Source organism: Pseudoalteromonas sp. DY56-GL79 (assembly GCF_041414765.1).
GTDB classification, from domain to species: Bacteria; Pseudomonadota; Gammaproteobacteria; order Enterobacterales; family Alteromonadaceae; genus Pseudoalteromonas; species Pseudoalteromonas piscicida.
In genome coordinates, this window is record NZ_JANHZS010000003.1 from 90,696 (window position 1) to 117,398 (window position 26,703).

Consider the following 26,703-nt stretch of genomic DNA (forward strand, 5'->3'; position numbering starts at 1 on the left):
ATCATCTCACATTCTATGATGCGGAACTCACCGCTTGATACACACAAAGATACCTTATGGCGCTGAGTGGACAATTCACTTACTTAACCGCTTAAAAGGAAATACAAGGAACTAAGGAACAGCAATGGAATTTTTAAATACTGCATTTACGTTTCCCACTGTTATTTTTTCAACACTATTACTGATAGTGCTGTTGTTCTGGCTAATTGCTTTACTCGGTTTTGCTGATATCGATATCTTAGAAGGCGATGTTGATATTGAAGCCGAAGGCGCAAGCTCTGGTTCTTTTTGGGAAGTCGCTTTTGGCGGCGTCCCTGTGAGTATTTCATTGAGTTTAATCATCGCGCTGGGCTGGATTGTCAGTATTTATGTACAACAGTTTTTTGCTTACCTACTAGGCAATGGCATTTTCTACTACCTGATGGGCACGGTATTTATGCTTGTTAGCCTCATTGCTGCATTACCACTAACCGCCGTCATTGTAAGACCATTACGACGCTTTTTCGAAAGCCAAGAAACCACATCAAAGCAAGCGCTGGTTGGGCTCGAATGCGTTATTGCAACATCGAGAGTTAGCAACACGTTCGGTCAAGCCAGAGTATATATTCAAGGAACAGAGCAACTCATCGAAGTGCGCTCGGATGAAGATAACACTTTCACACTAGGAGACAGTGCCTTACTTATCGAACATGACACCCTTACACATAGCTACACGATTGTGGCTAAACCTTGGTAATAGTACGGAAAATAACGGAATTTAGGAACGAGTTGGTATAGCTAATACCAGCTCAAACAATATAGCGCAACGCAGGAAAAAACATGGAATTTCTAAACAACCTCGGACCGGTGCTCGCAATCGTGGGCATATCCATCGTCATTATTTTTGCCATTCTACTTCTGATTGGAAAGTTCTACCGCAAGGTTGAACAAGGTCAGGCATTGATCATCAACAAGATGAAAAGCGAGCCGGATGTCACGACTACAGGCGGCATTGTGCTACCTGTGATCCATAAAATGGAAGTCATGGATATTTCAACTAACCGCATGGTATTGGAGCGTCGTGAAAATAGCGGCCTGATCTGTAAAGACAATATCCGTGCCGACATCGCCATCACTTTTTACATTCGCGTAAACGAAAACAAAGAAGATATCCTACGCGTTGCTAAACAAGTTGGCTGTGCCCGCGCATCGGCACCAGAAACCTTACAAGCATTATTTGAGGCAAAATTCTCCGAAGCCTTGAAAACCGTTGGTAAGCGCATGAATTTTGAGGAGCTATTTACCCATCGTAATGAGTTCCGAGATTCTATTAAAGAAGTGATTGGACAAGATTTATCTGGCTATACGTTAGAAGATGTGGCGATTGATTATCTTGAACAAACCTCTATCGACAAGTTAGATCCAAATAACATTCTTGACGCTGAAGGTATTCGCCGTATTACCGAAAAAACCTCACGCCAAAACGTGGAAACGAACCAACTTAAATGCGATGAAAAAGCGCAAATCGACAACCAAAACCAAGCAGCTTTTGAAAAAGCAGCAGAAGTCGAGCGCCAACGAGAAGATGCTAGCGCAAGACAGCGTCGTGAAATCGAATCGGTGCGCGCTCGCGAAGCCGCAGAAGCTGAACGTGTTAAGCATGAAGAGCGCTTAAAAGCCGAAGAAGCACGCCTCAAAGCGGACGAAGCAATTGCAATTGCAGAGCACAATAAACAGCGTGAAATCGATGTTGCAGAGCAAAACCGCCTTCGCTTACTCGGTATAGAAGAAGAAAAAGTCACGCGTTCTCGCCAGATTGAAATTATCGAACGTGAGCGCGAAACCGAAATACTACGTATTCAAAAGGCCAAAGCGCTAGAAGTTGAACGTAAAGAGATTGCCGATGTTCAGCGTGAACGGGTTGCCGTTGAGAAAACCGTTGCCGAGGAACAAGAGCGCATCAAAGACGTACAATGTATTGCTGAAGCCGAGCGTGAAAAGCAAGCAAAAATTATTCTTGCTCAAGCTGAGGCTGAAGAAGCGTTGGTTAAAGATATTGAAGCGGCTAAAGCTAAAGAGCAAGCTGCCGAATTTAAAGCCCGTGAAATGGAAAAAATGGCCGCAGCAGAACTACGTATTGCGAACCAAACCGCAGAGTCGAAGAAAATTCTTGCCGAGGCTGCCCAAGTTGAAGCGGCAGCGCCTGGTCTTGCAGAAGCCGATATCATCAAGGCAAAAGCCGCTGCAAGTGCGATACAAGGCGAAACAGACGCCAAAGTGTTACAGCAAAAACTAGAAGCCGAAGCACAAGGTAAACGTGATATCGGCCGCGCCGAAGCCGAAGTACAAGCAGCAATGGCTGAAGCAACTAAGAAGCAAAGTGAAGCCGAAGCGCAAGGCAAACGTGAAATTGGTTTGGCAGAAGCTGAGGTTCAATCAGCAATGGCTGAGGCAATTGAAAAACAAGGTGAAGCAGAAGCTATCAACCTTGAACGAAAGATGTCAGCAGAAGCCAAAGGTCTTACAGAGAAGCTGGAAGCACTGAATAAGATGGATAAAGACGCCCGTGAATACGAAGGCTTTACACTACAGCTAAATCAACAGAAAGAGCTGACGCTTGCGAGTATCGAGGCAAACAAACAAGTTTCTGCAAGTCAGGCTGAAGTATTAGGTAAAGCACTAAGCGGTGCTGATATCAACTTTATGGGCGGCGACGGCCAGTTCTTTAACCAGTTTATGAATGCCATCACAGTGGGCAAGTCAATTGACGGCTTAGTCGGCGAAAGTAAGACGGTACAAACCGTATTTAAAGATCACCTAAACGGTGAGCGTAATTTGATGGACGACCTAAAAGGGGTGTTGGCTGGTGCTAATGCGTCGTCGGAAACGCTAAAAAACATCAACATGAGTAAGTTCTTCCAACAACTAAGCAATAGCTCAGATGCGGACAAACAGCAGCTACTCAAGTTACTTGGCGGCTCGTTAAATGGCAGTAAACAAAGCGAACCACTAGAGTAATTAACCCTGAGGAGTCAATCTGCTTGGCTCCTCTCCCCCATTTGCGACAGCGCACATAGGAAAGCAAAGAATGACGGAAGCAACGCAACAAGCGCCAGAGCGAACGCTCGAACAAGACTCTTATCAACTGATTAAACGCCGGCTTAGTAACTTTGGCAGTGAACTGAAAAGTCAGATAGATAAACTCAACCAACAGCGTGTTGACACTTTTGGCAGCACCGAGCTTAAAGTGAAAGGTCGAGCAAGAGTTCGCACTGAGCATAACTGCGTACCGCGCGACATTGTACTGATCGGCGACAAGCTCATCTTTGCTTATAATGTGTTTATGGGGCTTAAACAAAATACCCAAGTCAGCGATGTATTCACCGTACAAAAGCTACACTTGCAAGAAGAGCATTACGAAATAGAACCTTACCCGCAAGAAACCAAATTCCTCACTGACCAACGTTTCTTACGGGACTTCGACGAACTATACACGTATTACAAAGACACCCGTCTACAGCACCTATTTGTTAAATCAAACAAGCTTTTTGCACTATTTCAGATTGGCGAAAAGCTCTCTGATGTCCGCGTGTTTCGCTGGCAAATCGCCAAAGACGAAACCTTAGATTACATTGATAACCGAGGAGAGCGTGACCTAGGCGAAGTGGAAAACTTTGACTTTGAATGGCAAAAAACCGATCGCGCCGATCACGTCGAAGGCCGTCACCCACATATTAATGTAAACGACAAAGTATTTATTGAAGTATCGAGTGGCAAACTCACCGTAAAAATAGAAAACAATACCCAAAGCGGTGAAGGTATTTATCAAGAAGCCGTTGATGACGCCAGTCAATCACTCGCAGATTGCGATTTACGTTTTGCCGAAGTTGGCGAAATGGTGTTGTTAAAGTTACTTCCCTACCGAGAAAAACAATGGCGTTATTTTATTTATAATTGCCGCACCCAACAGGTATTGCGCCAAGATGCGCTGGGTGGTGCCTGTGTTCAATTACCTGAGAACCAAGGAATTATTTTTCCTGGTGGCTATTATTTACAATCTGGGCAAACACGCTATTTTGACGACCAACTGGACGATTTAATTTTCCATCGCCAGATCAAATCACCCAATGGTGAAGATGTACTGTATATCTTCTACGAACCAAACGAGGGTCGCTACGCACTTTTCTCTTACAATATTATTGAGAAAAACCTGCAAAATCCTATTTATTGTCATGGCTATGGAATTTATGACGATGGCTTAGCGCTAACCTTTAAAGCAGAGCCTGAGCCTGAGCGCGTGCACCCTATTCAAATCTGGCAAAGCCCATTTTGTGGCAGCGAGTTTGCCGCACAAGCCCCTCGCGCAACCGGCTTATTTGGCCGGATCGGCAACCCGGATTTAGTACGCGCGATTTCTGATTTATACAGTGTGTTCAAAGCCATTAACGAACAAAGCCCCACGGTCTTTCATTATGAAGATTTAATTGCCCTCACCCGCAGTATTTTAGACCGCTATCATTGGCTTGCTGAAGCGGACTTTGCAGACGTCACAGCAAAACTACATGAAATTTTTGAAACTTCGGAGCAGGTACTCGACGAATTTGAAAAGGTAAGCCAAATTGAGGCCGACGCTCGGCGCGCAGAAGCGGAAATAGAGCAAGCCATGCAAGATGTGCTTCGCGAGGTGAGACCTGATAGCTTTAAAACAGCGGAGCAATTCGTTCAGAGCTTAGAATCTCTCAAACGCTTGAAAGGCAAAGTGATAAGCCTTGAAGAAGTGAAGTATATCAATCTTGGCGCGCTATCTGTCATGCTGCAGCAGATTGATGAGCAAACCTTGAGTTTAAGCCATAAAACTGCGGAGTTCTTGCAGCAAGATAGTGCTTTGGCGCCCTACTACGAGCAACTAGACTCCTTAGAGCAAGCCAGAGCACAGACAGAGAGTGTCACCGAGCTTAACGGCTTTTTGGCAACCTTGGAAACCTTGAGCGCTGAACTTGATTTGCTCAACCATACCATGCTGGATCTCGACATTGACGATAGCCGCATTCGCACTAAAATTTTGGAAGATGTCAGCGCCATTTATGGTCAAGTAAACCGCGCCAAAGCAGCGTTAGAAATCCAGAAAAAGAGCGTGGGCAGTGTTGAAGCAAAAGCCGAATTCGCGGCTCGCTTTAAGCTTTTCAGCCAAAGTATTACCAGCGGTCTAAGCGCTGCCAAAACCCCAGAGCAATGTGACGACCAGCTCTCTCGCTTACTTATCCAATTAGAAGAGCTCGAGTCTCAATTTAGTCAGTATGATGAGTTTTTAACGGAGATCTTGGCTAAACGTGATGACGTTTATGAAAGCTTTGAGGCGCATAAACAGCAGCTCATCGACGAAAGACAGCGCCGAGCACTAAGCCTAGCAAACGCTGCTGAGCGTATTTTACAGGGGGTGAATCGACGCTCGCAAAGTTTTAAAACCTTAGACGACATCAATAGCTATTTTGCCTCCGATCCTATGATTGGCAAGCTGCGTGATTTAACGCAAGAGCTAAAGCGCCTAAGCGATGAAGTGAAGGCGGATGATATTCAAGCCAAACTCAAGGCCTGCAAAGATCAAGCAATCCGCGCTTTGCGAGACAAGCAAGATATTTACATTGATGGTGGCAATACCGTTAAAGTCGGCAAACATGCGTTTAGTTTCAATAAACAAATCCTTGATTTGACTTTGCTGCCTCGTGGTGAACAGCTGATGTTACACCTCACCGGCACTGAGTATTTCGATACTATTCCTGACGCCACTGTCAATCAACAACTCAATGACGCAAGCACATACTGGCAGCAAAACCTGATCTCAGAAAATCGTCACTTATATCGAGGCGAGTACCTTGCAGCTCAAGTATTAGCAGCTGCGGAGCAAGACGGCAACGACTTTAGTCAAGCAGATCTAGAACTTGCCGTTGATGACGGAAGTTTACTGCCCATCGTACAAAAATTTGCAGAACCCAGATATCAAGAAGGCTATGAAAAAGGTATTCATGATCAAGATGCCAGCCTGATCTTAGCTAATTTACTAAAACAAAAACGACAGCTTGAGTTACTCGTCTACCCTGCTAGCTGTCGAATTGCGGCACAGCTATTTTATACTCAACAAAGCAAGGCTGAGCTAGCTGAATTGGCGTTTCAGGCCACACAAGCAGAGCTGATGGCAACGAAGTTAGATGATCATAGTTTTAGCCAACAGCTAAGCAAAGAATTGAGTGAAAAGATCACGGCATTTTGCCAACAAAATTTATCGAGCTATTTAACCGAGCTACACCGCTTTTCAGGCGAGTTAAGCGCAACTTACTTAATTAAAGCCCTTGCCAAGCAAGTTAAGCCGAGACAATTTGATTTGGCTTCACCTGCAAAACACACCAGCGAGCAGTTTATCTCGATGGCAAAGGCCAAAGGCGTTTGGCAACAGCTTGAAGACTCATTAACACATTTGACTAAACTTGCGGACAAATGCCGCCTGTTAAGCAGCTGGCTGCGCGCCTATGGCAGTAAGCAAAATGAAAGTGCTGAGACCTTGCTTGAGGCCGCTAACTGCATTTTGCTTTCCACCCAGTTAGATATCACCTACCAAGTCAAAGAAGCCGAAATAAAAACCGAAATTTCAGGTTTAATGGGCCAACACCCACGTATCGAGAACCAAGTGTTACGCCTAGATTACGCAGACTTTTTTGCCCGTAGTAACGAGTATCTCACGGTTCATGTTCCGGCCTACAAACAGTATCAACAGTTAAAAGCACAAGTGCTTGAGGCGCAAAAGCAGCGCTTGCAATTGGATGAGTTTAAACCTAGACCGCTAAGCTCATTTGTACGTAACCAGCTGATTGACAAAGTCTACTTCCCTATTATTGGCGATAACTTAGCAAAACAAATAGGGGCTGCAGGAAACAATAAACGCACCGACTTAATGGGCATGTTGCTGCTTATCTCCCCACCGGGCTATGGTAAAACCACGTTAATCGAGTATGTGGCTAACCGCTTAGGACTCACCTTTGTTAAGGTCAACTGTCCATCCATTGGTCACGACCAAGTCTCTTTAGATCCTGCTCAAGCCATCAACGCGACCGCCGCAAAAGAAATTGAGAAGATCAACCAAAGCTTTGAGATGGGCAATAATGTGATGCTGTACCTTGACGATATTCAGCATACCAACCCCGAGTTTTTACAAAAATTCATCTCTTTATGTGATGGTTCAAGACGCATAGACGGTGTGTGGAATGGCCGCAGTAAAACTTATGATCTGAGAGGCAAAAAATTTGCCGTTGTGATGGCAGGAAACCCCTACACCGAATCCGGTGAATCCTTTAAGATCCCAGATATGCTTGCCAACCGTGCGGATATTTACAACCTCGGTGACACCCTCAGTGGCTGCGAACAAGAATTTGCCATGAGCTTTATTGAAAATACGCTCACTTCCAATGCAGTGCTTGCGCCACTTGCCAATCGTGGTATGGAAGACTTGTACAAGCTAGTACGCATTGCCGACGGAGAAGACATCTCCATCAATGAATTGGAATTTAATTACTCTCAAGCGCAAGTGAATGAAGTTGTCAGCGTACTGAAAAAGCTGCTCACCATCCGCAACACCGTGCTCAAAGTAAATGCCCAATATATTGCCTCAGCAGCGCAAGATGATAACTATCGAACCGAGCCGCCGTTTAAGCTACAAGGCAGTTACCGGAACATGAATAAGATGGCTGAAAAGGTGGTTGCTGCCATGAATGACAGTGAACTTGAAAACCTAATTCAAGATCACTATCGCGGTGAAGCACAAACGCTTAGCAAAGGCAGCGAAGAAAACTTACTGAAACTGGCTGAATTACGCGGTACCTTAACGGATGAAGAAGCAACGCGCTGGCATGAAATCAAGGCCGAATATGCCCGCCTGCACCGCAATAGCGATGAGGGAAGCCCTGCGCAATTGGCAGTTGAACAGCTAAGCTTTGTCAATAAATCCCTTTCGCAAATCGCCGCTAAACTCGACAAAGAGCAGCTTAGCTTTGATTACAGTGCGCTATTGCAACAATTGGCTCAAGTGCTTAACGAGCAAGAGTTTGCCACGCAGTTAACTGAGCTACGTGAGGCCTTAACGCAGCAACCTTACGCTACACCGCTAAAACAATTGATAGCTTCACAGCAACAAGTCGCTGAGGAAATTGCGGGGCTGCAAAACGCTATCAAACACACCGCGAACAACGAGCAGCTACTCACTAATCTTGGCAAACTCAATGACTTGCTCAGCACCCAAGCGCAAATACAACAAGCATTGGGCCAACAAGGTCAGCAGCAAAATACGTTATTTGAAAACCTGTCTGAGCGCTTAGAAGCGGTGGCACAACCGCATATTCAAGTCGACAATCACATTGATGATAGCAGTGCAAAAGCGCTTGAAGCCGTCACCACTTTGCTAACAAATACTTTAGCAAACTCAAGCGCTGAACAAGTCAAGCAGCAACAGCTAAAAGACATTTTACACAAGCTAGAGGATATTCAATCAAGACCTGGTGTTAGTAACGGATCACCTGCGAAAAACCCGTATATGTTGTAACAGCGGAAAAACACTTGCGAAACAAATCAAAGCCCATGCATGGATGGGCTTTGGAGATGTAAAGTGGCAGATAACTTATTCTGGCATTTTTGCCATCACCGCCAAAAACTCTAGTGAGGGTGCAAAAAACGCGGAACCCATATCGGCACTGGAATAATCCAATATGGGGTCGTATTCATCGCCTTCACCCAATCGGCTTCTAAGTACCTGCTCAAAAGCATCGCCCTTGGCACTGCAACTTAGCGACAAGCTTCCTTGTTCAAATACATCACCAAATGGCATGCTTTGGTTAAGCAGTAGCGCATTACCATTTGCGTCTTTCAATTCGGTTAATGCCGCATGATTACAGGGGTCGCAATCTTCAATTAGGTCATTGTCGAGACGCGTACGCCCCATCAATTGCTCTTGCTCAGCGAGCGGCAACGCCTGCCAGCGCAGTAAATCAAACTTCACCCGCTGTACGTGAATATAACTACCAAGGTGGTCGGCTGCATTCGGGTTGTGCACAAGTGCAACTTCCCGTTTGTTACGCCCTCTAGGGATGTCTGCGCCATAAATAAAGCCATTAAAATCTCGACCGTCTAAGAAACGAAAGGCGCGTACATGTGCCACCATTTCGACTAGGCCATTTAGCATGTGTAGCACACTTTGAGCAAAGATATGATTAACGTCTTCTCGGTCGGAGCGGATCACATAAAGCAAGTCAAAAGGCTGAGTATGCACGGTGTGCTCAGCCTCAACAATATGTGGAAAGCTTTTCAGCTCTTTAGGAATAAACTCAGGATAAATGTGCGGCCAGTATTGCGCACCCACCGCGACAAAGCTCGACAGCATAGATTCAGAGAATCTATCTTCTAACTCCTCTTGCAAGCGCCCACAATTGGCGAGCGCCGCTCTTAGCGCCTCGTCTTGTCCTTCAAGCACATTGAAGAACAAGTGTAAGCCGTGCAAATTGGCTTCAGCACACACACCTGATTGGGCAAGCGCCATGCTCTACTCCCTGCGTTTATTCATTTGCTATTAAGAAAAGAAATTTACAGCATGTGCCTTAATTTTTAAAGAGATTGGTTGATTTAAGTCGAGCGGTTCATGCGCTGGATGCGGTATTTCAAGCTCTTGTCCCTCTAATGCAACACGGTAAATGTACTCTGTTCCCATAAAGCGCTGATTGAGTATTTTAACGCTGCCAAGCTCGGCGTTTTCTAACGTAATGTGCTGTGGCCTCACATACATTTCGCCCTTCGCGTCGATATTACCGAGCTCAACGAGTGATTTTACGGCACCAAATTGGGTTTCTACCGAAGCGCCATTCACTCGCTGTGCAGGAATATAAATTCCCTGACCCAAAAACTCGGCAACCATTTTGCTCTTTGGTCGTTGGAATAGCGTTCTCGGCTCGCCCACTTGTGCGATCTTCCCTTTATCCATAATTGCCAACCGATCGGCAAAAGCAAAAGCTTCTTCTTTCGAGTGACTAACAAAAATCGCGGAAACTTGCTGGTCTTTGATTATACGGCGAATATCGTTAATTAACTGAAACCGCACTTGGGCATCTATATTTGAAAACGGCTCATCAAGCAGCAACAGATTTGGCTTGTACGCCAGTGCTCGCGCAATTGCGACACGTTGTTGCTGGCCACCTGAAAGCTCGTGTGGAAAGCGGTCGCTATAGTCTTGCAGCTGCACCAAATGGAGCATTTCAGCCACTCGGTCTTGACGTTCACGCTTGCTTTTTGAGGTTAACCCAAACGCCACATTTTGCGCCACAGTGAGGTGTGGGAATAGCGCATAGTCTTGAAACATCATGCCAATATTGCGTTTTTGTGGAGGTACAAAAGTGCCATTACCATTCATGGCTTTGCCTAAAATACTCACAGAGCCTTGAAATGGTTCAATCAAGCCCGCTATCGCCTTCAGCGTGGTCGTTTTACCGCAACCACTGGCACCAAGCAAACAAACAATCTCGTTTTGTTCTACGGTCAGATTTAGGCTATCCACAACGGCTTCACCGTCATAACGATAAGAGAGATTTTCAAGCACTAAACTATGCATTAACTTCGCTGCTCCATAGAACGGTTTACAACATAAAGCGGAATTAAACCAACCAACACAATAAATAACGCAGAGACAGAAGCCAATTCCAGCTGCTCATCACTCACATATTGGAAAACGTGTGTTGCCAGTGTTTCATAATTAAAGGGTCGTAATAACAATGCCGCTGGAAGTTCTTTCATACACTCAATAAAAACCAACAGTGCTGCGGTTAAAATACCCCGACGCAGCAATGGCAAATGTATTGATAACATGGTTTTGAAACGATTGCGACCCAGCGAAAAGCTTGCCATATCTAGACTTGGGCTGATCCGCTGATAACTCGATTCGACCGCGCCTTGCGCAATCGCATAAAATCGTACAACGTAAGCGAAAACCAGCGCAAAAATCGTCCCGCTGAACAGCAAGCCTGGCTCAAATGAAGTACCTTCAAGCCAAGTATTTAGCTTGTCGTCTAATAAAGTGAGTGGAATAAGTACTGCAATTGCCAGCACCGTGCCCGGTAGCGCATATCCGGTACTTGCAAGCTTGCCCGGAAGCGTGACGCGTTTACCACTGCTAACTCGCTGGTTAAACACCACCAGCATGCTCATGATAATTAATACCACGCTCACCCAAAACGCTATTTTTAAACTTTGCCACGCATACAAGAAAAAGTCGTCATTCCAAGCTTGTTCAAAATAGTCGATGGCGTAATCTGCAAGCACCCATGTAGGCACGATAAAAGCCGCAATAAGAATAAGCCAACAAAAAGCGCTAGCGAGCCAAGCCTGCGCGCCTTTAAGATGATAAAGCGTGGTACTGTTAACACTCGACTGGCGCTCATGCACTACCTGAGTTGGGCGGCTTACTCGCTCCAGTGTTAGGGCTAAAAATAAAAACAGTAGCATGATGCCTGAAATTTTAGCCGCAGCAGTAAGTGAATAATAACCCAACCAAGTATCGTAAACGGCGGTGGTTAGTGTGCTCACAGCAAAGTAATGTACGGTTGCAAAATCTGCCATGCTTTCCATGGCGATCAGTGCCAGCCCCGCCACAATCGCCCCTCGCGACAAAGGTAAACTTACCTTAAAGAAGCTCTGTGAAGGCGACTTGCCCATTAATTGGCTGGCTTGCACCAGCTTAAACGACTGCTCTCTTAGCGCCGTTCTAAAAATCAAAAACAAATAAGGATAAAGCACCAGTGCAATCATCACGATAGCACCTGACAAAGTGCGAATATCAAAAAACCAATAATCATCTGGAGATTGCCAACCAAACCACTCTCGCAGCGCTATTTGTACAGGTCCTGCATAATCCAGCAAATCGGTATACACGTAAGCAATCAAATAGGTTGGCATCGCAAGGGGTAGCATCAACGACCATTCGAAAAAGCGCCGTCCAGGAAATTCACAATATGCAGTTAGCCAGCCAAGTGGTAGCGCGATTAAAGCGCAAAGGGTGCATACCCCCACAATCAGCAAAATCGTATTGCGGACATAATCCCACAGAACGGTACCCCAAAGGTGAGCAAAGACTTCGGAGTCAGGTTGTAGCGACTCAAAGATTAAAAACATCAGCGGGACTGATAGGCTAAGCCCTATCAGCCACGCAAAACTCTGCCATTTAGACAGTGAAAATGATAATTGCATTAAAGGTCAAATTTTACCTCATCGATTAGCTTAAGCGCTAACGGACGGTATTTACTGATCTCTGACAATGGTAGGCTGTCTTCCTTAAACTCACCCCAAGATGCCACAAGTTTCGATAACTCGACGCCAGGTTTAACCGGGTATTCCATATTCATCGACGCATACATATTTTGCGCCTTATTGTCGGTCATAAACTCAATGAGTTTCAAGGCATTTTCTGTATTTTTAGCGTGCTTGGTCAAGACAACACCAGAAACGTTAATATGTGAACCTCGATCTTGTTGATTTGGGAAGTTGATATACACCGCTTCAGCCCAAGCTTTTTGTTTCTCATCTTCCATCATCTTACCGAAGTAATAGCTGTTTCCAATGGCCAAATCACACAGTCCTTCTTTTACTGCTTTGACTTGTGCGCGGTCGTTACCTTGAGGCTTACGAGCTAAATTTTTCTTCACGCCTTCAAGCCATTCTTTGGTTTTTGCTTCGCCATGATGGGCAATCATAGACGCCACTAAACCGAGGTTATAGGGGTGTTTACCTGAGCGCGTACATATTTTACCGCGGTATTGTTCATCCGCTAGCGCTTCATACGTAAGCGCATCTAACTTGCCTACACGGTCTTTTGCAGAATATACATTGCGTACACGCTTAGTAAGCGCAACCCACTGACCTTCAGGATCTCTGAAGTTCGCTGGGATATTCTTGGTTACAGCTTCGCTGTTAATTGCTTGTGTTAGGTTTTCGTCTTCAAGTTGAATTAGCGCACTGAAGTTTGAAGTGAGTACGAGATCAGCACGGCTATGCTTGCCTTCACGCTTAACACGCTCGATTAAGCCTTTTTTTGCAAAAACCACATTGGTCTTGATACCGGTTTGCTTGGTGAAGTCATCCAAAATAGGTTGGATCAGAAAAGGTTGTCTAAACGAGTAGATATTAACTTCCTCTGCAGCCATTGCTGGTAGGCAAGTAAGCGTTGCCAGTATAGTAACAAGTGCTTTTTTCATAAAGACTCCATTAGGTAAACAATAATTATTATCAACTAATTCTACCTGTAATTGTGCCGTTTTACACCCTGAATATTTGAAACTACGCTCAAGATAAAATTAGCGTTGTAGAAAACGGGAGAATTACCTGTGAGATATATCTCACTTAGCTACCAGAAATTGAGTAAAGACGTGCTGAAATAACACTCGGAATTAAAGTAACTAATTAAAAAATATAAAGTTATTTATTATTACTAGAAAAAGACGCAAAAAAGATTGAATTTCACTGCTCCCGATTTTTTTTAGTCTGCTTATACTTAACAACATCTCAGGAAGAGAGATAAAGGATACACGGGATACGCTCAGGGCAGGATTTGCTAATGGATAAGCACCCACTTAAAGGAATATAGGGAAAAGCGAGCGAGATTGTATGTCACATGGTGTGATTACATTAAAGGACAGGGATTAAAGGTTCATGACGAGCCTAAGGATTGCTTCAGGGGAGAGGCTAAACGTTGAGGGATAACGTTACTGCATTGGATATGCAGGTGGTTGAGGATGAGGAAGGAAGGTACATCGGATGTACTGGTAAAATGTGGCTTAGGAGATGCCAATTGTTGCAATTAACAGTGCAACACCTAGCTTGAAGCAACACGTTCAGGCTACCAAGTGTCAAGGTAAAAAAGTGATGATTGGCACTGCTATTTTGGAAAGTAGCAAATAGGGACAATTAGAACAAGGGCTTGTTCTTAGCAAGTGGATGGCAATGGATAAGACAGCGGACGTGTAAAAGGAAGATGGACACAGGGCAAGATGCCTTTATTCGCAAAACGAGAACACCAAGCGATGCCATGGAAGAGGAAAGATTCAGGACGTTGAACTACTCAACTTTGCAGGATGCATTTAGAAGATTCCGTAAGCGCGACTCAGCAATGGGTCGCGCGCTTCTTATTTTGTTCCTATTTATCGCGTGATATTACGTTTGTGTTGTCGAGATAAATCTCGACCTACCGCCGTCTTGCTCGCTGTACCGCGTAAACAATTCAGCTTTTTGTCGAAATAAATTTCGACCTACCGGCATCTTGCTTGCCGCATTTAGTAAACAATTCAGATTTTTGTCGAAATAAGTCTCGACCTACCGGCATCTTGCTTGCCGTATTTCGTAAACAATTCAGCTTTTTGTCGAAATAAATTTCGACCTACCGGCATCTTGCTTGCTGTATTTCGTAAATAATGCAGCTTTTTGTCGAGATAAATCTCGATCTACTATCATCTTGCTCGCCATATTTCGTAAATAATGCGGTTATTTTGTCGAGATAAACCTCGACCTACGGTTAGGGCTCAGCCTACAGTTTACTGCGCTTACCCTTTAAGTAGGCATCTCTGAAATCGATAAAATGCGCGGTTAATTTAGCTGCCGCATCCTGCTCGCCGCATTCGGCAAACAACACACACGCAACTTCTGCCGTACCAAGCTGATGTTCATGCGGCGCGACTCGTAGCTTGTAATCCGAGAGCTTTTCAGGGGCGATGGATAACACAGGTAAACTATCGAGGTAGGGGCTCTTTCTGAACATTTTCTTAGCTTCACGCCATGTCCCATCCAAAAAGATAAATAGTGGTGTTTTATTTTCAGTGCGAGTCACCTTAGTAATTACCCGTTCAGGCTCCACGCCTTGCTCTGGGAAAACGACTATTGGTGCATATTGCTCGTCCAAAAGAAGCGCTAATAACGCAGCGTCAGGCTCAGTTCTGTCCCAACGAAAGGCATGATTATCTGGGATCACATCGGCAATCAAGCGTCCGGTGTTGGAGGGCTTAAAGCTTTCATTATGATACATAAGCAAACACACCGCACAGTCTGCTTTGGCCACTTCGACTTTATCGCAAATACATAGAGTCGTGGCTAATAAGCAGCATTCACAACGCGCAAGCTTTGATCCCCTTGCCTTATATTCGCGTTGAGCCGCAGCGATTTGACGCTGTCTAAGCGCTAGTACTGAATTATTCACTCTGTTCCCCATCTAAAAATGCCGGCGTATTTTAGTAAAGCGCTCGGCTGGCGTCTATGCAAACTTATGCAACATCTTTACTCATGACATAAGCTTTTGTACTCTAAAGTTTTATTGGGTTTCATTAGGAGTAAAAAATGCAAGTAAAGGACTCTGCAAGACTGAGTTATCGCCTACTCACCTCACAAGATGCACAGCTGCTCGCCGATCTTGATAGCGACCCTGAGGTAATGAAATACATCACAGGCGGTCAGACTAACTCACTTGAAGAAGTAAAAACTGTATATATTCCACGTTTAACAGAGTTTACCGATGAGATCAAAGGTTGGGGGCTTTGGGGTTGTTTCGAGCTGCCAAACAAGGTATTTATTGGTTGGATTTTGGTTCGCCCTGCTAATTTCTTTTCAGAACAAAGAAACGATCAGGATTTAGAGCTTGGTTGGCGTTTTAAACAAGCCTCTTGGGGCAAAGGGTTTGCAACAGAGGCCGCACAACATATTATTCCAGACCTAATAGCAGCCAATCCTACTTTGACGCACTTGAGCGCTATCGCTGAAGAAGAGAACCTTGGATCCATCAAAATTATGCAGAAACTTGGGATGAATTATGTGAAAAAAGGGCTTCACAAAGATATTTTAGGAGATATGGAAGTCGTTTATTATCATAAAGTTCTTAATTAACCGAACAAAAGCGCAACCACCTAAGACTACGGTTGCGCTTGCTCACTGCTATTAAATGCCTTTGCGACGCAGTGGTTCGGCATACATGCTCAACACCAATTGCTTCAGCTCTTCCGGTACAGACTCTAGTTTAGAGATAAAGTCCTCTTTATCTTCTGGACTAACTTGTGCATCATCACCTGCTGCTAGGTGATTGGTTGAATGTAGATAGTATAAATCTAAAATCTGTTTATCAATGACATTCGCCAGCTCATCTGGGTTTTCAACATCCGCAGTGATAGGATCGCCAAATGCGATATGCACATGGCCTTTATCTGAACTAAAGCCCTCGACAATGCTAGCAATGTCTTCGCCTTGTGCTTTCACATATTGGCCAAACTGCTTTTTATGGTATAGCTCTTTAGCCTTAGCAACCGCGCATGGCTCATATTGATAGGAGATGGCAACGGGCACTATCCTGAGCTGCTTTACATATTCTGAAAAATCTAGCTTCTGTTTGCGACCATTGAGCTGTAGCATTTTTAACAGTGCTGGATCGGTTTGATCTACTCCATCCTTTGCACGCCCCTCTTTTTGCGCAATCCAAATGGAGTTACCTTCACTCAATGAGTCAAAAATATAGGCAGAAAGCTGGGTTAATGCTTTTAGCATTTCTTTCGGCGCCTTTGCCGAACGTTTTACTATAAAACTCTTATTAAGGCGCATAAGCTCAGTGATATAAGGTACTTGTAGTAAGTTATCACCAATAGCGATACGCACCGTACGCATATCTTGCTGATGCAAGCCCCAGTTAACAAGCGCAGGGTCTAATACGATATCACGGTGATTTGAAATAAATAAATACGAGGTATTCGAGTCCAATGTTTCAAGGCCAGAATAAGTCACTTTAGACGTCGTTTTATTGATTAAAATTTGTAGATAGTACGCCACTTCATCTTGTACTTGTTCAATCGTACAAAAATCTCCCCACTTCTTTTTTAGTTTCATTCTTACGAGTGGGCGTGCAATAGCAGGCCAGGCATTCAACCAAGCTGGCAGGTTATATTTGGCGATCACATCAATGAATTGATCATCACCTAGTAGACGTGCCAATGCTGGCACTACTTCATCATCATTATACGGTCTAATGTCAGCGTATTTATCCACTCTACTTCTCAAATTGTCGGATTAACGAATACTGGAACGCATTCTATCGTGTCAAATAAACAGACGCTAAGCATTTCATGTCTGACCACCAAGGCGATATACCAAGTTGGAACATTAAATGCTTAAGCGTCATGCAATTGTAATACGGTAAAAAGTACCACAATTGTTTATCTTCTAACAACTTTACCTAATTTGAGTATAGCTAATCTTAGTAAGAGTGCTGCTAATAATGCGCCCATCGATACTGTTAACCAATGTGGTAGCACTTCGTGCTCCTCACCTATCATCGGCGTTACTACAAAACCGTAAGTATTAACTAAGTAATCAGTTAAATAGCCAAAGATAAGCGCAACCCCGATAACGCCGCCCAAATAGGCAAACACGGCACGACGCCCTAATTCTTTACCTACCACCCCAATTGTGGCGATGTTAGTTGCAGGACCTGCGAGCATAAATACCAATACTGCACCAGGTGAAACACCAGCCATTAATAAACCCGCAGCGATTGGAGTTGAAGCGGTGGCGCAAATATACATTGGGATACTGATAAGAATAACCACTAGCATGGCAATAATACCGTCGCCCCATTGGGATAAGAAAGACTCAGGCACGAAGGTTTGCACTAACGCTGCAAAGAATAAACCGATAAGAAGCCAAACTGCGGTGTCGGACAGTAATTGATTACAGCTGAACTTAACAGCTTCTACAATTTTACCAAAACCCCCTTGGTTTTCAGGTATATGGGCAGGCTCACAACAACTTGTCGTGGCTGATGAAGCATCGCAACAACTGGTTACGGTAGGCTCCGTAGTATCACAACAAGACATATTCGCCCCTGCCATTGCTAATTGAGGGCCTGCAGGCGCACAGCAGCTTGAGCTTACTTTTGCGGTTTCCACTTTAGTGCTGGCGCAACAGCTATCATGGCTGTGATGCTTTTCAGCAGGCTTTGGCTCTGAGTGATGATTAGCGTCACAACAACCGCTAGTCGCGCTTGGTTCTTCTGAGGTATTAAGGTGCTTTAGCGACACAGGCTTATCATCTTTCTCACTGCCAACGAGCAACCCAGCCGCAATTGCGCTAACCACAGCCGCAATTGGCCTAATTATCGCCATAAAAGGACCAAGTAGCACATAAGAAACCGAGATAGAATCCACGCCAGTTTCAGGCGTTGAGACTAAAAATGCGGTTGTCGCACTTTTTGAGCCGCCCGCTCTTCTCAGTCCCACTGCAGCTGGAATAACGCCGCAAGAGCAAAGCGGCATCGGCGCCCCAATCAGTGCTGCCTTTATCGTCGTCCAAAATCCTTCTTTCCCTAAATGCTTTTGCAACAAATCTTTTGGAATAAATACATTAAGTAACCCGGCCAATATTAGGCCAAGCAGTAACCACGGGGCAGATACTAAAAATAGCTGCCAAAAATTTACTATCAGTTCATTCATCGATAGCCTCCAAGGCCGTTAAAATCGAGCAGCTCACAGCCGCTTCCTTACCGCCGCAGCATTGCTCTGCTAGCGTCGATAACGATTGTTCAAATTTTTGTAACTCAGCGATACGCGCTCTCACTAAATCTCGTTTAGTGATAGTCAGTGTTTTCACTTCTTCACAACTGTGCTGATGCTTTTCAAACTTTATCTTCAGCAAGTCTTGCACTTCTTTGAGGCTGAACCCCACTTCCTTCGCACGAAGAATAAAGCGCATTTGCTTTTCACTTTGCTCATCAAACAACCGATACCCGCCCTCGCTCCTTGTGCAAGGGTGTAGGAGATCGTTTGCTTCATAATACCTTAACGTGTCAGTTGATACGTTAAGCCGCTTTGCCAGCTCACCAATCTTTACCACTTTACACTCCCAAGTCCTGAAGATTATCCTAGTCGACATCACAAGTATAAACCTTAGAGTTAACTCCAAAGTCAAGAAAAGGATAAAAATAATGCGAATCGTGGTATTAGACGCTAAAACCCTTGCAGGAACCGATCTTTCCCTCATTGCCAAACTAGGCACATTAACGTCTTACGACACCACATCCAGTGAGGACATCATCACACGCTGTAAAGATGCAGCAGTCATCATCACCAATAAAGTACAATTAACTGAAGAAACGATCGCGGCGTTACCGCAATTACAACTGATTTGTGTTGCGGCCACAGGCGTCAACAACATCGACTTAGCAGCCGCAAAAGCCCATCGCATTGCGGTTGCCAATGTGGCTGGTTATTCGACGCCTTCTGTCGTGCAGCACACCTTTACTATGCTTGGTAACTTAATGACAAATATTCATCGTTACCAGCAAGACTGCCATGCAGGGCTTTGGCAGCAAAGTGACATGTTTTGTCGTTTGGACTACAGCATCAATGAAATTGCAGGCAAAAACTTTGTGATCGTAGGCCATGGAACGTTAGGAGAAGCCGTTGCAAAAGTCGCACAAGCATTTGGAGCTCAGGTAATTGTTGCCGAACGTAGAGGCGTAACTGAGGTTAGAGCAGGACGAATGGCTTTTGAAGAAGCACTGCGAATTGCAGATATTGTATCAATTCACTGCCCGCTTACCGCTGAAACAGAAAACCTGATTGCGAGTGCTGAATTCGCCCTACTTCCAAATCATGCCTATATTATCAACACCGCGAGAGGCGGAATAGTCAATGAGCAAGCGCTGGTGGATGCACTAACTAATGAGCAAATAGCTGGTGCTGCTGTGGATGTCCTCACACAAGAGCCGGCACAAGCAAGCAATCCACTCGTTCAATACCAAGGGGAAAACTTGCTTTTAACACCGCATACGGCATGGGCAAGTAAAGAGGCCATCGAACGTTTAGTCGGCGAAATTGCCATTAATATTGAAAGTTTTGTGGCTGGGACAACGAGAAACCGAGTGGTCTAGATTATTGTTTTAGTGAGTGATATAGCCAAATGTTAGTGAAAATCATCAACTACAAACTGATTAAAAACCAACAACAAACTGATATTTATAAACTTTATTAGTTGGCAAAGAGTTTGCACCTCTGGGATAATTCAAGCAAAAAACAAATGGCTGTTTGCATTATTTGCTCAGCAACAAAATTAAAAAGGAAAACAACAATGAAAAAATTAATGTTAGTGGCTGCGCTTAGCTCTACTCTATTATCAGGCTGTATCGTTGCTGTATCCGACGGTGAAGTAGAGCATGGTTGGGCTTCTGAATACAACTCGTCTAACTGGGAACATAAACAGCGTAAAAATCGTGAGAAGATTGCCAACCTTGAAATGGGCGCGTCTTACTCATCAGTAAAAGACATGTTTGCAACCCCTGATTTTAGCGAGTTGGTGTCAAAAGACGGCGACAACTATCAAGTGCTTTACTATGCAACCAACAGCAAACACTCAGACGGCAAAGTAACAAAAGATGAGTGCACGCCATTGGTATTCAAAAACAACCAACTGGTTGGCTTTGGCGACAACGCACTAAAACAAATTCAGTAAGACCTTATTGCACCAAGGATGGTGAATAATGCGGATACGCTCTTTTCCCTGCATGTGGCTTTAGATATTTATAACGCTTTAATAAATACCGTGCTTTGCTGCTTTTGTGCAACGGCAAGGGCACTATCTGCCATTTTGATCAACTCACCAAGCTCACTACTACAGTGATTTTCAATATGAACTGCACCAATGCTAACGCTCACATGAGCACATATCGGTGAGGCAATATGGGGGATTTTTAACGCATTAACCGAGTCATGCAACGCTTCTGCTATCTCATTAATTACATCGATATTATGCTGAGTTAGCACCAACGCAAAACGAGTACCATCAAAACGGCCAATAAATAAAGAACGTCGGGTAGCGCCTTCTTCTAGCGCTTTGGCGACCTTAAATAAGCAATCATCACCGTGCATGTAGCCATAATGCTCATTAAACGTTTTAAAATAGTCCACCTCAACCAGCATAACGGTAAACGCACTGCCATCAGCTTTTGCGCTTTCTAATGCTGATTTCATCGCTTCATCTAGATATCTTCGATTGGGCAACTCCGTTAAACCATCGATAGAGGCTAGCTTTTCTAGCAGGTCATTTTTCTTTTTTATTGCTAAATGGTTTTTGATCCTGGCTTTTACAATCAAAGGGTTAAAGGGCTTAGTAATATAATCCACGGCCCCTAACTCCAAACCTCGTGCTTCATCTTTAAAGCTCACACTACCGGAGATCACGACAACGGGAATACCGTAAGTGCTCGCATCCTTTTTTAGGCACTCTAAAACAGAAAATCCAGCGCCGTCAGCCATTAACACATCTAAAATAATAAGGTCTGGTTTGCTTGCTTTTAGTTCATCAATACATAACTTAGTATCAGTGCTATGGGATAACCGATGGCCGTCACCTAATGTATTACTTAGGACCATCTTATTTATTGGGTCATCATCAATAATAAAAATGTGCTCAGCTTGCTGCATCTTATGACGCTACCTTTTTAGCTCGATAAAGCACACCACCTGTGAAAGTGCATTTGTTAACACATCCAAGTCAGTGCGATTTGTTATTGTTGTGATCGTTTTGCTTTGTGTTTCAAGGTCTTTTGCAACTTTCGCTAGTCGCTTAAAGCCCAGACCTGCTGCAGCGCCCTTAATTCCGTGTGCTAACTCGAATAATGCTGAACCTTGCTCTATTTCAGCAACCTGTTCTAGGTAATCATGGCAAAGTTTAGCAAATTTATCTAACATTGTTTGCAAAAACGTTTCATTTTGCATCATTTGTGATAAAGCAAACTCATAATCAAAAAAAGCTTCTTCTGTTTTATCTGACTGGAAAATATTACTTGCCAATGCCTTGCACGCCTGTGTGCTATTAATTGGTTTTACCAAATAATCATTCATGCCAACGGCTGTGGCTTTCGCCCGCTCTTCTTTGCTTGCATTGGCGGTCAAGGCAATAACGGGTAGCTCAGTTTCAGACCACACGGCTCTGATCTGCTTGGTCGCTTGATAGCCATCAATGTTTGGCATATGGATATCCATCAGGATGATGTCGGGTTGCAGTGAGCGACAAACTTCCTCAATATGTTCGGCGCTTTGTAGCCCTATGGTAGAAATACCATTCTGCTTCAACATATTTTCAGTAATATCTAAATTTAAGTTGTTATCGTCGACCACCAAGCAAAGCGCACCGGCAACCTGCATACACACGTTGTCGACGGTTTGCGTCATATGGGCAAATTCAGCAAGCCAAGTATAGGCTGATTGGTAAAACACACTTTGATTAAGCGCAATATGGTTACTTTGCTCAGGAAACTCCCCTTCACTATGCAGTAGTAATGCGGTATTTCCAGGTAGCGCATAAGCGGGGTCAAGCGCTGCTTCTGGTGGAATAACAACAATAGACTTGTCGAGCTGAGCATGCATTGCGTGCAATCGCTCAACAGATAAAGGTTCCGCAAGACCTGCAAAATAGCTTGGTAAGCTATGCGCTTCGGTGGTGAGACAGTAAACTTCTTTGTGACTATCCACGACTGGACAAGCGCCTTTATCTAGCACCAATTCGAAGAAAAAGCAGCTTCCTTCGTTCGGGGTTGAGTTAACCGCAATATCGCCACCTAAGAGTGCAACTTCTTGCTTCACAATCGCAAGCCCCAAACCAATGCCTTCGTGACGACGTGTGAAGCTTTCATCACCTTGGGTAAATGCATCAAAAAGGTGTTCAATTTCTTGCGATTTGATCCCAACTCCAGTGTCCCAAACAGCAAACTTTATGGTTTGTTTTGCAGCTCTATCATTAACTAACGTTACCTTCAAACCAACCTTACCTTGATTGGTATACTTTACAGCGTTACCAAGTAGGTTTACTAAGATTTGCTTTACCTTATCTTCATCACTGTACAGGTAAGGCCAAACTTGAGGGTCGACCTGTAACTCAAATTCCAAACCTTTTTGTATACATAAAGGCTTAATCAGTGATTCTATCGTGGTAAATACATGGCAGGTCTGAAATGTCTCGTATTGAATTGTGCCTTGATGACTTTCGACTTTAGCAAACTCTAAAATACTATTGAGCATGGTAAGCAGCTCGTTTGCAGCTCCAGAAAGCTGCTGCAATTTTTTATTCTGAACTCGAGTTAGTGACTCACTTTTGATCATATCCGCCAGACCTAATATGGCATTAATTGGCGTTCTAATTTCATGGCTGATATTCGCGATAAAGCGGCTTTTGGCAAGCGTTGCGCGCTCAGCATCTTGCTTTGCTAACAACAAACCGGTGATATTTTGAATATGGATCACGTAATACTTAGGGCGCTTATTTTTATCCCAAACTAAAGAAATACTCAATTGTAACCAGCGGTGCTTACCCGACTGTGAGATCATGTGTTCAACGACTTTCTTTTGCTCTTTTAATAGCCCAGCCAAGACAGGCTTTAGCTCTTGCCAGTTTTGTTCATCAAACAAGCGTTCCAGCTGCTTTTCTCCCGTATTCTTATCAAGTGACAAGTAACGTTTGGCAGCCTTGTTCATCTCCAAAATTTTACCGCTGATCGCAGCTAAAATCACGCCATTAGGTGCAAACTCAGTCGCAGCCCTAAAGTTTTCTTCAGAGTCTCTTAGGGCATTATATGCCTCTTGTGCGGCAGTAATATCTCTCGCAACCCCCAAACAACCGATGAGCTTTCCAGTTTCCGATTTCAATGGCGTGATTGTCAAAAAGTAGGTATTCGCCCCAAGGACAAAGTTAGTTGCCACTTGTTCTTGCGAGCGCTCCATCGCCGCTTCTTGCTCAAGTAATATGGTTAATCCAGATGTCACTTCAGGCTGGGTTTTCGCAACTAAATCCGACTTATCAACCCCCATAAACTCTTCAAACGCGCGATTACAGCCTATGAATGAACCGTCTATATTTTTGAAATAGATAATATCGGGCACAGAGTCAAGCACTGCATTTAGCAAAGCAGCTTGACGCTCTTTTGCCTCAAAGCTTTGCTTTAATGCCTGTTGTTTACGCTTAATTTCGTCGTCTAGTTCTTGATTATGTTGCTTAAGGGCATGCATTAAGCGCGATTTTTGCTCCACTACCTGCTTAATTTGTATAAACCAAGGTTGCCATTCTGAGGGGATGGGATAGTTTAAAGTGGCTTGTGGTGTATGCTCTTGCAAAGATAGATAATTCACAAAGTGCTTTAAAGGTCGGACAAATATTTGTCCGCTTAACCACACAATAGTCACAAAGGTAAAAAGAATAAAAAACAGTAATAGCGCAAGTTCGAGCAAGATCTCCCGCTGTAGCGGAGCGGCAAACTGCTCATAGCTTTCATGATAGTTTAAACTAATAGGCTCTTTGGCGGGTTTTGCAATAAAGTGTAGTCCGTACTGCCAAGGTGCTGATGAGTTTACAAGCCCATCGTGGTCGTGATCATAGCGCTCCCCCGCGATAATCTCATCACTTTGGTTTTTAAATTCCATCGTACCATCTAAGGAGCCGATGTTTAACAACCATCTATCAATAATATCGCTATCATAGATCATCAATACATGAGCGTTATCCACCGTTGATAGTTTCTTACCAAGCGCAAACATTTGTCTATCGAAAAACGCCACGGGTGGACCAACGACTATATTGCCCAAACTAAAGTCGGGTTCGAACTTACCTTGAACTAGCCGCGTGATAAAATGGCTGCTTGAGGCTTCTCGACGCTTAACATACGCAAAGCCGTCATCTTCTATGTATGCGACCGCATACAATCCACCTTGCAACGCGAGCGCGGCATCAAAAGCGGTATTAAGCGACAATACGGTTTGCCATCGTTTAGTGGCAAAAAGCGCTTCACTAACTTGCCCACGACCAACAATCTCTCCACCATTGTTTGGTAACGCATGATAATAATGTTCAGGGTGTTGCTCTATATCTTCTAACCACTCTGGTGGCTTTTGAAAAGAAATGGGCTGCGCTAGGTTAACGGCGATACTATCAAGAACGACATGTGCAGCATAAAACTCTTGTTTCAGCTGCTGAGAAACATATTCATACTGGCCAAAACGCACTTTGTACTGGCGTTCGAGTTTAATTTGATAGAGATGGTAAGCTAAGACGAGGACAAGTAGGATGGGTATTATTACCGCCACTAAAATTCCCTTTCGGTAACTTTTTAGTGGTAAAAATTCTTTTGTCGCATCCATTTACTGGCTCGTTCCCGTTTGCACACAGTGTTAGCAAAAGAGTAACGAGCCAGTCGGCTCAAGGCAAGTTATAAATTTTCTTCAGCAAAACTTGCCAAGCGGCTTCGTACTACACCGTTTAAGTTAATGGTAGCGCTACCTTCAAAGTCTTTAAAACGCTCGACAATATAGGTTAACCCTGATGTCACAGGGGTGAGATAATTACTATCAATCTGGGCGAGGTTTCCCGTACAAATCAATTTAGTCCCCTCACCGCAGCGAGTGATGATGGTTTTTAACTGTGATGCCGTTAAGTTTTGGCTCTCATCTAGAATAACGACCGCATTTTGAATACTTCGGCCACGCATAAAATTCACCGATTTGAACTGAATGTTCGCCTTTTCCATAATGTAGTTACGGCTAGTCACGGGACTTTCATCGTGTTTGTGGAGCACTTCTAAGGTATCTGTGATTGCCGCAAGCCAAGGGGCCATTTTCTCTTCTTCCGTACCCGGTAAAAAGCCGATGCTCTCTGCAATTTCAGGCGTATTTCGCGTCACAATTACCTTATCGTAAATTCCTTTTTCGATGATCATTTCAAGCGCACTGGCAAGCGCCAATAAGGTTTTTCCGCACCCTGCTGGCCCGGTTAGTATCACCAGTTCAATGTCAGTATCAAGTAATGCATCCAGCGCCATACCTTGGTTGATATTTTTCGGTTTCACTCCCCATGCTTGACGGTGCATCAAACGTTCAACGCCTAAGTCTTTTAATCGAATGTGTTCAGAGTCGTAACCCACAACCCGAGCCGCGAAGTGATTAGTATCGTCTATCAGATACTCATTACAGAACACATCAGGTACGAGTGACTTTGGCACATCATGAACCGTGTATCGCCCTTCCTGCTGCGTTTGACACTCACCAACATTTTGCCAAAAATCGCCTTCAACCTTTTTAAAGCCACTGGTTAACAGCGCAATGTCGTCAATCAGTTGATCGGTACGATAGTCTTCAACATACTTGAGTCCAGCGCCCTTCGCTTTCAGTCGCATGTTGATGTCTTTGGTAACCAGCACCACTTTTTTGTCGCTGTACTGAGTTTGCAAATGTACCGCACAATTAATAATGCGGTGGTCATTTTCGTTGCCGGGTAACCCGGAGATGGAATCAGGAAACAGGTGATCGTTTACAATAATCAATTTACCTGAACTGGGCGTCCGGTGACTTTCAATCCTCAATGTTGGTAGCGCTACCCCCTCTAGCATTTGCTCTGGTGTTGCATCGCGAAGCACATCATCTAACCCACGAATGGCAACTCTTGCGTCTCGGCTCACGTCACTCTTTCGATCTTTAATGTGATCGAGTTCTTCAAGGACAGTCATCGGAATAACAACATCGTGTTCTTGGAAGGAAAGGTAAGCGAGTGGTTCATGGAGAAGTACGTTGGTGTCGAGCACGTACACTTTATGGTCTTTGTCTTGTTTTACCATAGCGCATTCCTGTTGTTTACAGATTATTA

The 26,703-nt window shown here is 44.2% G+C and carries 17 protein-coding genes; 6 read left to right on the forward strand and 11 right to left on the reverse strand.

Annotated features, from left to right (window positions below; all coding sequences use genetic code 11):
* Window positions 1-124 precede the first annotated feature (124 nt).
* From NO992_RS02965 to NO992_RS02975, 3 genes are all read left to right on the forward strand, one after another.
* Window positions 125-736 carry a DUF1449 domain-containing protein gene (locus tag NO992_RS02965; protein WP_371374196.1) on the forward strand — a complete coding sequence of 204 codons (612 nt, stop codon included), beginning with the start codon at window positions 125-127 and terminating at the stop codon, window positions 734-736.
* Window positions 737-819: 83 nt separating this feature from the next.
* Entirely contained in the window at window positions 820-2,997 is a 2,178-nt protein-coding gene (locus NO992_RS02970) for an SPFH domain-containing protein (protein WP_371374199.1), read from the forward strand.
* Window positions 2,998-3,067: 70 nt separating this feature from the next.
* Window positions 3,068-8,566 (forward strand): DNA repair ATPase, encoded by a 5,499-nt coding sequence (locus NO992_RS02975; protein ID WP_371374202.1) that lies wholly within the window; start codon window positions 3,068-3,070, stop codon window positions 8,564-8,566.
* Between the two features lie 75 nt (window positions 8,567-8,641).
* On the opposite strand, the gene NO992_RS02980 is transcribed toward NO992_RS02975, so the two are convergent.
* The 5 genes from NO992_RS02980 to NO992_RS03000 form a co-directional block, all read right to left on the reverse strand.
* On the reverse strand, window positions 8,642-9,556 hold the full coding sequence (locus NO992_RS02980; protein ID WP_045963323.1) for a Dyp-type peroxidase: 915 nt from the start codon (window positions 9,554-9,556) through the stop codon (window positions 8,642-8,644).
* 30 nt (window positions 9,557-9,586) lie between these two features.
* The gene (locus NO992_RS02985; RefSeq protein WP_371374205.1) at window positions 9,587-10,618 is read right to left on the reverse strand and encodes an ABC transporter ATP-binding protein; all 1,032 of its coding nucleotides are present in this window, start codon (window positions 10,616-10,618) and stop codon (window positions 9,587-9,589) included.
* Window positions 10,618-12,249 carry an ABC transporter permease gene (locus NO992_RS02990; RefSeq protein WP_371374208.1) on the reverse strand — a complete coding sequence of 544 codons (1,632 nt, stop codon included), beginning with the start codon at window positions 12,247-12,249 and terminating at the stop codon, window positions 10,618-10,620. Before NO992_RS02990 ends, NO992_RS02985 begins: the two co-directional genes overlap by 1 nt.
* Entirely contained in the window at window positions 12,249-13,253 is a 1,005-nt protein-coding gene (locus NO992_RS02995) for a Fe(3+) ABC transporter substrate-binding protein (protein ID WP_010372304.1), read from the reverse strand. Before NO992_RS02995 ends, NO992_RS02990 begins: the two co-directional genes overlap by 1 nt.
* A gap of 1,325 nt (window positions 13,254-14,578) precedes the next feature.
* Window positions 14,579-15,244, reverse strand: a complete 666-nt coding sequence (locus tag NO992_RS03000; protein ID WP_017216423.1) for a tRNA-uridine aminocarboxypropyltransferase — start codon at window positions 15,242-15,244, stop codon at window positions 14,579-14,581.
* Between the two features lie 137 nt (window positions 15,245-15,381).
* Between NO992_RS03000 and NO992_RS03005 the strand changes: the two genes are divergently transcribed.
* Complete coding sequence (locus tag NO992_RS03005) at window positions 15,382-15,924, forward strand: GNAT family N-acetyltransferase (RefSeq protein WP_371374212.1); 543 nt, start codon at window positions 15,382-15,384, stop codon at window positions 15,922-15,924.
* Window positions 15,925-15,975: 51 nt separating this feature from the next.
* Here the strand turns inward: NO992_RS03005 and NO992_RS03010 are convergent, their stop codons facing one another.
* The 3 genes from NO992_RS03010 to zntR form a co-directional block, all read right to left on the reverse strand.
* Window positions 15,976-17,070 carry a 1-acyl-sn-glycerol-3-phosphate acyltransferase gene (locus tag NO992_RS03010; RefSeq protein ID WP_017216425.1) on the reverse strand — a complete coding sequence of 365 codons (1,095 nt, stop codon included), beginning with the start codon at window positions 17,068-17,070 and terminating at the stop codon, window positions 15,976-15,978.
* 167 nt (window positions 17,071-17,237) lie between these two features.
* Window positions 17,238-18,512 carry an SO_0444 family Cu/Zn efflux transporter gene (locus NO992_RS03015; protein WP_371374215.1) on the reverse strand — a complete coding sequence of 425 codons (1,275 nt, stop codon included), beginning with the start codon at window positions 18,510-18,512 and terminating at the stop codon, window positions 17,238-17,240.
* Window positions 18,505-18,912 carry a Zn(2+)-responsive transcriptional regulator gene (zntR, locus tag NO992_RS03020; RefSeq protein WP_010606066.1) on the reverse strand — a complete coding sequence of 136 codons (408 nt, stop codon included), beginning with the start codon at window positions 18,910-18,912 and terminating at the stop codon, window positions 18,505-18,507. Before zntR ends, NO992_RS03015 begins: the two co-directional genes overlap by 8 nt.
* A gap of 91 nt (window positions 18,913-19,003) precedes the next feature.
* Between zntR and NO992_RS03025 the strand changes: the two genes are divergently transcribed.
* The gene (locus NO992_RS03025; protein ID WP_349198061.1) at window positions 19,004-19,951 is read left to right on the forward strand and encodes a D-2-hydroxyacid dehydrogenase; all 948 of its coding nucleotides are present in this window, start codon (window positions 19,004-19,006) and stop codon (window positions 19,949-19,951) included.
* A gap of 197 nt (window positions 19,952-20,148) precedes the next feature.
* A complete protein-coding gene (locus NO992_RS03030; protein ID WP_010606064.1) occupies window positions 20,149-20,529 on the forward strand; it encodes a DUF3192 domain-containing protein in 381 nt (126 codons plus the stop codon).
* Window positions 20,530-20,597: 68 nt separating this feature from the next.
* Here the strand turns inward: NO992_RS03030 and NO992_RS03035 are convergent, their stop codons facing one another.
* The 3 genes from NO992_RS03035 to NO992_RS03045 form a co-directional block, all read right to left on the reverse strand.
* Window positions 20,598-21,500: a diguanylate cyclase domain-containing protein gene (locus tag NO992_RS03035; RefSeq protein WP_305776551.1), complete on the reverse strand. Its 903-nt coding sequence runs from the start codon at window positions 21,498-21,500 to the stop codon at window positions 20,598-20,600.
* A gap of 9 nt (window positions 21,501-21,509) precedes the next feature.
* Window positions 21,510-25,151, reverse strand: a complete 3,642-nt coding sequence (locus tag NO992_RS03040; protein WP_371374220.1) for a response regulator — start codon at window positions 25,149-25,151, stop codon at window positions 21,510-21,512.
* 122 nt (window positions 25,152-25,273) lie between these two features.
* A complete protein-coding gene (locus NO992_RS03045; protein WP_010372335.1) occupies window positions 25,274-26,674 on the reverse strand; it encodes a PhoH family protein in 1,401 nt (466 codons plus the stop codon).
* Window positions 26,675-26,703 lie beyond the last annotated feature (29 nt).

Coding starts and splice junctions, on each gene's coding strand:
- NO992_RS03015 (WP_371374215.1), bottom strand. CDS start 18,512: ATGAATGAACTGATAGTAAATTTTTGGCAGCTATTTTTAGTATCTGCC.
- NO992_RS03035 (WP_305776551.1), bottom strand. CDS start 21,500: ATGCAGCAAGCTGAGCACATTTTTATTATTGATGATGACCCAATAAAT.
- NO992_RS02975 (WP_371374202.1), top strand. CDS start 3,068: ATGACGGAAGCAACGCAACAAGCGCCAGAGCGAACGCTCGAACAAGAC.
- NO992_RS03005 (WP_371374212.1), top strand. CDS start 15,382: ATGCAAGTAAAGGACTCTGCAAGACTGAGTTATCGCCTACTCACCTCA.
- NO992_RS02970 (WP_371374199.1), top strand. CDS start 820: ATGGAATTTCTAAACAACCTCGGACCGGTGCTCGCAATCGTGGGCATA.
- NO992_RS03030 (WP_010606064.1), top strand. CDS start 20,149: ATGAAAAAATTAATGTTAGTGGCTGCGCTTAGCTCTACTCTATTATCA.
- NO992_RS03025 (WP_349198061.1), top strand. CDS start 19,004: ATGCGAATCGTGGTATTAGACGCTAAAACCCTTGCAGGAACCGATCTT.
- NO992_RS02990 (WP_371374208.1), bottom strand. CDS start 12,249: ATGCAATTATCATTTTCACTGTCTAAATGGCAGAGTTTTGCGTGGCTG.
- NO992_RS02965 (WP_371374196.1), top strand. CDS start 125: ATGGAATTTTTAAATACTGCATTTACGTTTCCCACTGTTATTTTTTCA.
- NO992_RS03045 (WP_010372335.1), bottom strand. CDS start 26,674: ATGGTAAAACAAGACAAAGACCATAAAGTGTACGTGCTCGACACCAAC.
- NO992_RS02980 (WP_045963323.1), bottom strand. CDS start 9,556: ATGGCGCTTGCCCAATCAGGTGTGTGTGCTGAAGCCAATTTGCACGGC.
- NO992_RS02985 (WP_371374205.1), bottom strand. CDS start 10,618: ATGCATAGTTTAGTGCTTGAAAATCTCTCTTATCGTTATGACGGTGAA.
- NO992_RS02995 (WP_010372304.1), bottom strand. CDS start 13,253: ATGAAAAAAGCACTTGTTACTATACTGGCAACGCTTACTTGCCTACCA.